General features: G+C 46.4%; 4 tRNA genes. All 4 read right to left on the minus strand.

What is annotated here, in order from left to right:
• Positions 1-44 precede the first annotated feature (44 nt).
• Positions 45-121 (minus strand) — tRNA-Arg (locus BSI_RS00020).
• A 33-nt stretch (positions 122-154) separates the two neighbouring features.
• Positions 155-229 (minus strand) — tRNA-Gly (locus tag BSI_RS00015).
• A gap of 64 nt (positions 230-293) precedes the next feature.
• Positions 294-366, minus strand: a tRNA-Thr gene (locus BSI_RS00010).
• 2 nt (positions 367-368) lie between these two features.
• Positions 369-443, minus strand: a tRNA-Asn gene (locus BSI_RS00005).
• Positions 444-506: the final 63 nt, after the last annotated feature.

Genomic DNA, 506 nt, shown 5'->3' on the forward strand with positions numbered 1-506 from the left:
AGCTGAGCTACTTCCCGATTCCCTATCTATTCTATTAAAAATAATGGCGCGCCCGAGAGGAGTCGAACCCCTAACCTTTTGATCCGTAGTCAAACGCTCTATCCAATTGAGCTACGGGCGCAATCAATTTTAGAATATCCCGTTGGGATAAAAATGGAGCGGAAGACGGGATTCGAACCCGCGACCCCCACCTTGGCAAGGTGGTGTTCTACCACTGAACTACTTCCGCATATCGCAATAAAAAAAGCTTTCTCCTTTTTGAGAAACCTTGGTAAGATAAATACATTTAGTAAAGCTTCCAAGCGGGCTCGAACCGCTGACCTCTTCCTTACCATGGAAGTGCTCTACCTGCTGAGCTATGGAAGCAATGGCTCCGCAGGTAGGATTCGAACCTACGACCGATCGGTTAACAGCCGATAGCTCTACCACTGAGCTACTGCGGAATAATATAAGCTTCATAAACAAACATGGTAGAAATAATAAAACTGCTTGGCGGCGTCCTACTC

The sequence above is a fragment of the Bacillus inaquosorum KCTC 13429 genome, from assembly GCF_000332645.1.
In the GTDB taxonomy this organism is placed as follows: Bacteria; Bacillota; Bacilli; order Bacillales; family Bacillaceae; genus Bacillus; species Bacillus inaquosorum.